6 protein-coding genes are annotated in these 7,685 nt (G+C 37.1%); 4 read left to right on the top strand and 2 right to left on the bottom strand.

Annotation, left to right across the window (positions count from 1 at the left end; genetic code table 11):
- The 3 genes from BM211_RS22120 to hflX form a co-directional block, all read left to right on the top strand.
- Positions 1 to 362, top strand: a 362-nt coding sequence (locus BM211_RS22120) for a transposase (protein ID WP_177206877.1), incomplete at its 5' end; no start/stop codon positions are given.
- Positions 363 to 690: 328 nt separating this feature from the next.
- Positions 691 to 1,485 (top strand): polyphosphate kinase 2 family protein, encoded by a 795-nt coding sequence (locus BM211_RS22115; protein WP_035434456.1) that lies wholly within the window; start codon positions 691 to 693, stop codon positions 1,483 to 1,485.
- Positions 1,486 to 2,155: 670 nt separating this feature from the next.
- Positions 2,156 to 3,418 (top strand): GTPase HflX, encoded by a 1,263-nt coding sequence (gene hflX / locus BM211_RS22110; protein WP_035434454.1) that lies wholly within the window; start codon positions 2,156 to 2,158, stop codon positions 3,416 to 3,418.
- A gap of 234 nt (positions 3,419 to 3,652) precedes the next feature.
- Here the strand turns inward: hflX and BM211_RS22105 are convergent, their stop codons facing one another.
- Positions 3,653 to 4,978, bottom strand: coding sequence for an alpha-glucosidase/alpha-galactosidase (locus BM211_RS22105; protein WP_090999601.1), 1,326 nt, complete (start codon positions 4,976 to 4,978; stop codon positions 3,653 to 3,655).
- A gap of 490 nt (positions 4,979 to 5,468) precedes the next feature.
- Positions 5,469 to 6,062, bottom strand: a complete 594-nt coding sequence (locus tag BM211_RS22100; RefSeq protein ID WP_090999599.1) for a GNAT family N-acetyltransferase — start codon at positions 6,060 to 6,062, stop codon at positions 5,469 to 5,471.
- A 378-nt stretch (positions 6,063 to 6,440) separates the two neighbouring features.
- Between BM211_RS22100 and BM211_RS22095 the strand changes: the two genes are divergently transcribed.
- The gene (locus BM211_RS22095) at positions 6,441 to 7,649 is read left to right on the top strand and encodes an MFS transporter (RefSeq protein ID WP_035434449.1); all 1,209 of its coding nucleotides are present in this window, start codon (positions 6,441 to 6,443) and stop codon (positions 7,647 to 7,649) included.
- The last annotated feature ends 36 nt before the right edge of the window (positions 7,650 to 7,685 follow it).

Genomic DNA, 7,685 nt, shown 5'->3' with positions numbered 1-7,685 from the left:
GAGAAGGAAAGAAAAATACAGGTAAAAGTCAGAGAGATACCTATTACTTTGATATAGAAAAATGTAAACGATGCCCTTTTAAAGAAGGCTGTTATAAAGAAGGCGCAAAATCAAAAACGTATTCAGTCACGATCCACTCAACAGAACATAGTAAACAAAAAACTTTTCAAGAAAGCGAGCTGTTCAAAGAAAAAGCAAAAGAGCGCTATAAAATTGAAGCGAAAAATAGTGAACTCAAACATAGACATGGGTATGATGTGGCATCTTCCTCGGGTCTTATTGGCATGCGAATGCAAGGGGCGATGGCCATATTCGCAGTTAATTTAAAACGAATTATGACATTATTAAAAGGGAAACAGTAACAAAAGTATAGAGAGAAAGGCGACCTTTCGTTCAAAACTGAACGAAAGGTCGCCTTTTTTGTTTTACATATGTTTTATGAGATGAAAAACGGAAGTTTTTCAGTGGCCTCCTTTAAGTGGAACAGTCCTTTGTATGTTAGTAACAAGGTAAATAACAGTGATGGTGGAATATTTGAAGCCATAAGGAAACCCTTGCTTTATATAATAAAGTTCTTCCTAAATGCTATAAATAATTCATAGGTAATGCGTGTTGAAATTGGATATATATACGCAAAATACTGAAAATTATGTTAAAATAGTGTTAATTGTTTGAAAAGGAGGATTTATTATGAAAAATGGTCGTCTTGCAAAAATAGATTTAACGAAAAGAATGGAATCAAAAAAAATATATAATAAAAAGCTTGAAAAATATCAAATGCGTTTACTTGCGTTGCAGCAGATTTTACGTAATGAAAAAATAGCTTTTATTATGGCTATGGAAGGCTGGGATGCTGCTGGAAAGGGCGGAGCAATTAAACGAATTACTGAGCATCTTGATCCGCGCGGTCTGCAAGTAAATCCAATTGGTGCGCCTGCTCCACATGAACAACGCTATCATTATATGCAACGATTTTGGCGGAAAATCCCGCAATATGGGCAAATTACTATTTTTGATCGCTCATGGTACGGTCGTGTATTGGTTGAACGTGTAGAGGGCTTTGCTACAAAGGAAGAGTGGACTAGGGCATATGATGAAATCAATGATTTTGAAAAACTATTAACAGATGATCGATACATAGTAGCGAAGTTCTTTTATCACATTAGTAAAGATGAACAGCTAGCAAGATTTAAAGATCGAGAGCAAAATCCTCTTAAGAAGTGGAAAATTACAGATGAAGATTGGCGCAATCGAGAAAAGTGGGACGAATATGTCGAGGCCATGGAAGATATGTTTGAGAAAACAGATAAACCAAATGCGAAGTGGCATATTATACCTGGCAATGATAAGTTGTATGCACGTGTGAAAACATTGAAAGTGGTCATTTCGTTAATCGAGGACTATTTCTTAGAACATGGTATAGAACTGCCATCGTACTATCATGAAATGAAAGAAGAAAAGCAAGAGGAGACAGAACAAGTATAAGATATAATTCATTAACTTTGTATGGAATGATGTATCTGTTTTAAGTCATATTGCGAAGGGGCAAGCTCCAACGAAACAAGTGAATGTTGAACATGCTATGCCAAATGATCGTAAAACAAACAGTATCATCGTTATTTCGGTTTAAGCTTTACTCGTTATAGGTGTATGGATATTGATAATAAGAAATATACGCAAAAAAAGATGAATAAAATAGAAAAATAGCGATTTTCTTTATGTTAGTAAATGGAATTTATTCTTGTGTCAGCTCCATAACTATGCTAAAATTTATGTAACTTTTAATGAACGGAGGGGTTTCCTTTGATCTTAATCAGATTACGTCTCAATACTTTGTGCCAATAATTGAATAGCGCTCAAAGGCTCTGTCTGTGTACAGAGTAAACGGGATTGGTCTGTCTTTTTAAAGGAACCCTATTGAACTTATATGTAAAAAGAGGGGAGGACGAATACGCCCTCTTTTTGTTTTGCCTTTAAAACAGAATGATGCAATGCATGTATACGAACATTTTTATGTTGTATGGTGCTGGATTTGACGACCATTGAACAAGCAAGAAGTGATGCTTTTATGTTTATTTGTCGCGTTTTCGTCCGTTTATGAAAAACACAGGTAGGTGTTTTCGTTTGCGCGTAATCGAAATGGAGGAATAAATATATGGAACAATTAGTACAAAAGGCAATATTAGTCGGAGTGAATTTAAATAGTGAAAGTGATTTCGAATATTCGATGGAGGAGTTAGCGAACTTAGCAGAAGCGTGCGATGTAGAAGTGATAGGGAAAGTGACCCAAAATTTACATCGTGTAAACCCATCTCATTATATTGGAACGGGTAAGATTGAAGAAGTGTCAGCGTTCGTGAAAGAAGCAGATGCGAATTTGGTCATTTTCAATGATGAGTTATCACCTTCACAAATTCGAAATTTAGAAGCAGATATAGATTGTAAAGTAATTGATCGTACGATATTAATTTTAGATATTTTTGCGCAGCGTGCTAAAACGAAAGAAGCGCAATTACAAGTTGAGGTAGCACATTTGCAATATATGATGCCTCGTTTAATTGGACTTCGTGAATCGTTAGGAAGACAAAGCGGCGGTGTTGGTACGAAGAACAAAGGGGTAGGGGAAAAGAAATTAGAGCTTGATCGCCGTAAGATTGAAGAGCAAATTGCTGCGTTAAATAAAGAGTTAGAAGCACTCGTTGCACAGCGTCAAACGCAGCGTAAACAACGTAAGAAAAATGAAGTACCAGTTGTTGCGTTAGTAGGGTATACAAATGCCGGTAAATCAACAACGATGAATGCGATGCTTGAAATATTTAACGGTTCTGCGGAGAAGCAAGTATTTGAAAAAGATATGTTGTTTGCGACACTTGAAACAGCTGTGCGAAATATTCAATTGGCAGATAATAAATCGTTTTTATTAACAGATACCGTTGGATTCGTTAGTAAATTGCCGCATCATCTTGTGAAAGCGTTCCGCTCGACGTTAGAAGAAGTAGCGGAGGCTGATTTATTAGTTCATGTCGTTGATTATGCAAATCCGAACTATGAACATCTTATCGAGATTACAAATCAAACGTTAAAACAAATTGGTGTGGAAAATATCCAGACAATTTATGCTTATAATAAAGCGGATGTTGTAGATATTGAAATTCCGAAAGTACAAGATGATCGGGTGTATTTATCTGCGAAACAAAAAGTAGGTATCGATGAACTTGTGCAAATGATTCGCACGCAAATTTATAAAGATTATACAAAGTGTGAAATGTTAATTCCTTATGATCAAGGACAGCTAATTTCTTATTTTAATGAGCATGCGAACGTTTTAGCGACGGATTATGAAAATGAAGGTACAAAGATTACTGTGGAATGTAAAATGAGTGATTTTGAAAAGCATAAAAGGTATGTAATTGGCTAAAGAGTGCACTTGAAATAAGAAAAGAAGAGCTACCGGATAGTAGCTCTTTTTTTTATGGAGTAAAGTATACCCAGTTTGAGTATTAAAGATCAGGTTCAATGAAAATCATCATTGTAGATAATATTAAATTTTAATTTTTCCGAAAATTAAAATTTAATATTTTTTACCGTTTGAAACACTTACAGAATAAACCGTCTAGAACTTAGTCTACTTTGCCGCATTCATTCACGTTATTTAGATTGTCTCCAAAACAGCTGTTCCTTTAAATTGAGGCAGCCAGTCACCATGTGCTTCAATAAGGTCATCGCATAATGCGACGATATCATCGATAGACAGTTCTGCCGCAGTATGTGGATCAAGCATTGCGGCCTGGTAAATGTGTTCTTTTTTACCTGTTATAGCTGCTTCAATAGTAAGAAGCTGGGTATTGATGTTGGTACGGTTCAGCGCCGCCAGCTGCTCAGGAAGTTCTCCTACATAACAAGGTGTAATTCCGCTCCGATCAACTAGGCACGGAACTTCAACCACGGCTTTTTCCGGAAGGTTACTGATTAAGCCGCCTGTATTCATTACATTTCCGTGGACTCTAAATGGGTTATCGGTTTCCATTGCATCAATGATATAAGAAGCGTATTCAAGTGAACGTTTATGCGTTAGGTTTTTGTTGTTAACAAGGTCTTCACGCATTTTTACCCAGTCTTCAATTTGAGTGATACAGCGGCGCGGGTATTCATCAAGCGGAATGTTCAACTTATCGATGAGTTCCGGATAATTCTTTTTGATGAAGTATGGATGATATTCGGCGTTATGCTCGGACGATTCCGTTACGTAATAGCCGAAACGGTTCATCAATTCCAAACGAACCATATCATTATGTTTTTCTTTTTGCTTTTCAGCCGCAAGTCTCTTGATTTCTGGGTACAAGTCTTTTCCATCTCTTGTCACTTCTAAAAGCCATGCCATATGATTGATTCCGGCAATTTTCCACTGGACATTTTCTTTATCCATTCCAAGCAAACGAAATAAGTACGGAACACAAACCTGGACGCTGTGGCACAATCCTATCGTTTTTACGCCGCCGTAACGAGTCATAGCCGCTGTTAACGTCGCCATCGGGTTTGTATAGTTTAAAAACAAAGCATCCGGACAAACTTCACGGATATCTTTGGCAAAATCAAGCATCACTGGAATAGTTCGTAATGCTCGGAAAATGCCGCCAATTCCGATTGTGTCTCCAATCGTCTGGCGAAGCCCATACTTTTTCGGAATTTCGAAGTCGGTCACCGTACAAGGGTCATAGCCGCCGACCTGTATGGCATTAATGACGTATTTTGCTCCGCTTAACGCCTCTTTCCGGTTCGTATAAGTCTTGATTTGCACGTTACTCCCGGAGCTTTCCTTTAGATTTTGCAGTATGTTCTCAGAATCCTTTAAGCGTTGATGGTCAATATCAAACAGTGCAAACTCGAACCCTTGGATACTAGGTACTAACATGCAGTCACCAAGTACATTTTTGGCAAAAATCGTACTTCCAGCACCTAGAAAGGTGATTTTTGACATTTATAAAACCTCCTGAATGTGAATTTTATGTTTACCTCAAAAGTTTTAAAGTGAACGCGATCCTTTTTTGGATAAGACAGACAAATGTTTCTTTCCTTCTCAAAAAGGGTTTTGTTTGAAAAAGTTTATGTGAACCATAGAAGTTGATTTTAAGAGTTACATAAATTTACCTTAGGGCTTGTCAGCAAACTAATCGGTTCATCCCGGAATAGAAGAATGATATCGTTTCATGCGCCGCTGTTAAGCTTGAAAATACATTAAATTAGTTAAGAAATTTGAATTCGACTTTACTTTTGGTATCTCCTCCCGAATAGCAGGACTACTGCTTTGGCAGCTTGGTTTTGCATATCGTCTTCTCCCAGTTTAATAGGAAAAGAAGACCAATCACCTCCCTTCAAAGGAACACACTGAATTTTTGCTGCTGGCTATATAACGTTGTACTTCTTTTTCTATATTTCTGGAATATTGCCCAGGTGTAATGTTTCCAAGATTAACTCTTGACTATTTGTGAGCGTAATTTTCCACATGCCGTTATCCCATATATGCATGTATCTCTTAATTCAGTTCCATCTACAGATACACTATTATTCCCTAAAATACCTTCCAATTTAAAACCTAATCTTTCAGGTAGGGCGCGGCTTTTGACATTTCTTGAGTCACAGCGAATCTCTATTCGATTTGCTTGTAATTCATGAAAAGCAAAATCTATAATTCCTCTAACAGCTTCTGTCATGTATCCTTTCCCGCTAAACCGAGAGTGAATCCAATAACCAATTTCAAATTTAGGAATATCCCAGTTAATGCGATGTAATCCCGAAGAGGCAACAAACTCACCTGTGTCTTTAAGGAAAATGAGCAATCGTAAATCTTCACGCGCCAAAAACTTTACGTGAGAATCTCTAATATTTGCTTCTACTTCTTGTTCTGTTTGTTCTTTTTGTGCAAAAGGCATCCAAGGTTTTAATTCTTCAATAGATTCATTGATTGCGTTATATACTTCTTTTCCATCTCTAGGTCTTGGCATTCTTATGAGAAGTCTGTCCGTGTAGAACTCTGAAGGGAAATTTAATAGTAGTGGATTCATGAGTAATTCTCCTTATTTATAAAAGTTAAAAAACGACATAAAACCCCATTCTTTTTAGGAGAGGATCTGGCTTTAAAAGGTAACGGTCATGGTGTATTTTGCATGGCAGAAACTTATATGTCGAAAAAAAGCATGCAGTTATTTTTTATTATGATACACGAATGGATGTATGTGGTAAATGTTTTTTCTGAATTTTAGTGAAAATTAATTTTTAATATTTTTTAGGGATTATGTTCGTTTCGGAAGGTAGTAAGCAGAGAAGTGGAAAAAAAGGAAGAAGAGGTATAGAATAGGTTTTGTTTAAAAAATCAGAAAAATAAAAGTGTGTGAAACATATGCAAAGATTGTTTTCAGCACAAGAGGAAAGGAGAGTGTAACATGCAGACAGCAACAAAGCCAAATGCGGTGAATACACCGACGATTTATCGTATTTTATTTGCGATTAGTTTAGGGCACTTTCTTAATGATTCGATGCAGGCAGTTGTACCGGCACTGTTTCCCATTTTAGAAAAAACGATGAATTTATCCTATATGCAGGTGGGCTGGATTGCTTTTGCTCTCAATATGACATCATCCATTATGCAGCCGGTGTTTGGGATGTATTCAGATAAGAAGCCTTCCCCATATTTGCTGCCACTAGGAATGTTTTCAAGCATGCTTGGGATGATTGGACTTGCGTTTGCACCGAACTTTTTTATTGTTATTTTATCTGTTTTATTTATTGGACTTGGATCTGCAGTTTTTCATCCAGAAGGCGCACGTGTTGCTTATATGGCAGCAGGGGCAAAGCGTGGTTTAGCGCAATCCATTTATCAAGTAGGGGGAAATACAGGGAATTCGCTTGCGCCAATTTTTACGGCACTTGTATTTGTTCCGCTTGGACAAATTGGAGCAGTATGGTTTACGGGTTTTGCAATGGTTGGAATTATCTTACTATACTTTGTTTCTACTTGGTATAAAGGCGAGTTAGCAAGCGGGGCTGTCAGAAGGAAGAAACGTGCTGCGCTAGAAGCTGACAGTTTAGTAATAAGCAGCCGAATTAAGTTTGTTATTGTATTACTTGTATTTTTAACGTTTGTTCGCTCATGGTACGGAGCAGGGATTGGGAACTTTTATCAGTTTTATTTAATCGAGCATTATGGATTATCTATTAAAAATGCCCAGTTTTACGTATTTGCTTTTATGATTGCTGGCGTACTGGGCACATTTTTTGGCGGGCCGTTAGCAGATCGGTTTGGAAAGAGAAATATTATTGTTTTCTCCATGCTTGGTTCGGCACCTTTAGCACTATTATTGCCGCACGTTTCGCTCGTATGGGTTGTTCCATTGTTTCTTTGCATTGGATTTATTAGTTCTAGTAGCTTCAGTGTGATTGTTGTGTATGCACAGGAACTTGTTCCAGGAAAGGTTGGAATGGTATCTGGATTAATTGTCGGACTTGCATTTGGGCTTGGGGCGTTAGGAGCAGTTATACTTGGAAAATTGGCAGATATATATAGCCTTAACTTTATTATGATACTATGCAGTATGTTACCATTAATTGGGTTATCATCATGGTTATTGCCAAATGACCGTAAAAAGATGTAAATATGAAAAGATTTATTTCAAATTCATACAAAGAGG

The organism is Bacillus sp. 491mf, from assembly GCF_900112415.1.
In the GTDB taxonomy this organism is placed as follows: Bacteria; Bacillota; Bacilli; order Bacillales; family Bacillaceae_G; genus Bacillus_A.
This window is presented reverse-complemented; position numbering and strand designations above follow the sequence as displayed.

What these genes read in the sequence shown, in the direction of transcription:
- BM211_RS22115 (WP_035434456.1), top strand. Translation starts at nt 691, where the DNA reads ATGAAAAATGGTCGTCTTGCAAAAATAGATTTAACGAAAAGAATGGAA.
- hflX (WP_035434454.1), top strand. Translation starts at nt 2,156, where the DNA reads ATGGAACAATTAGTACAAAAGGCAATATTAGTCGGAGTGAATTTAAAT.
- BM211_RS22105 (WP_090999601.1), bottom strand. Translation starts at nt 4,978, where the DNA reads ATGTCAAAAATCACCTTTCTAGGTGCTGGAAGTACGATTTTTGCCAAA.
- BM211_RS22100 (WP_090999599.1), bottom strand. Translation starts at nt 6,062, where the DNA reads ATGAATCCACTACTATTAAATTTCCCTTCAGAGTTCTACACGGACAGA.
- BM211_RS22095 (WP_035434449.1), top strand. Translation starts at nt 6,441, where the DNA reads ATGCAGACAGCAACAAAGCCAAATGCGGTGAATACACCGACGATTTAT.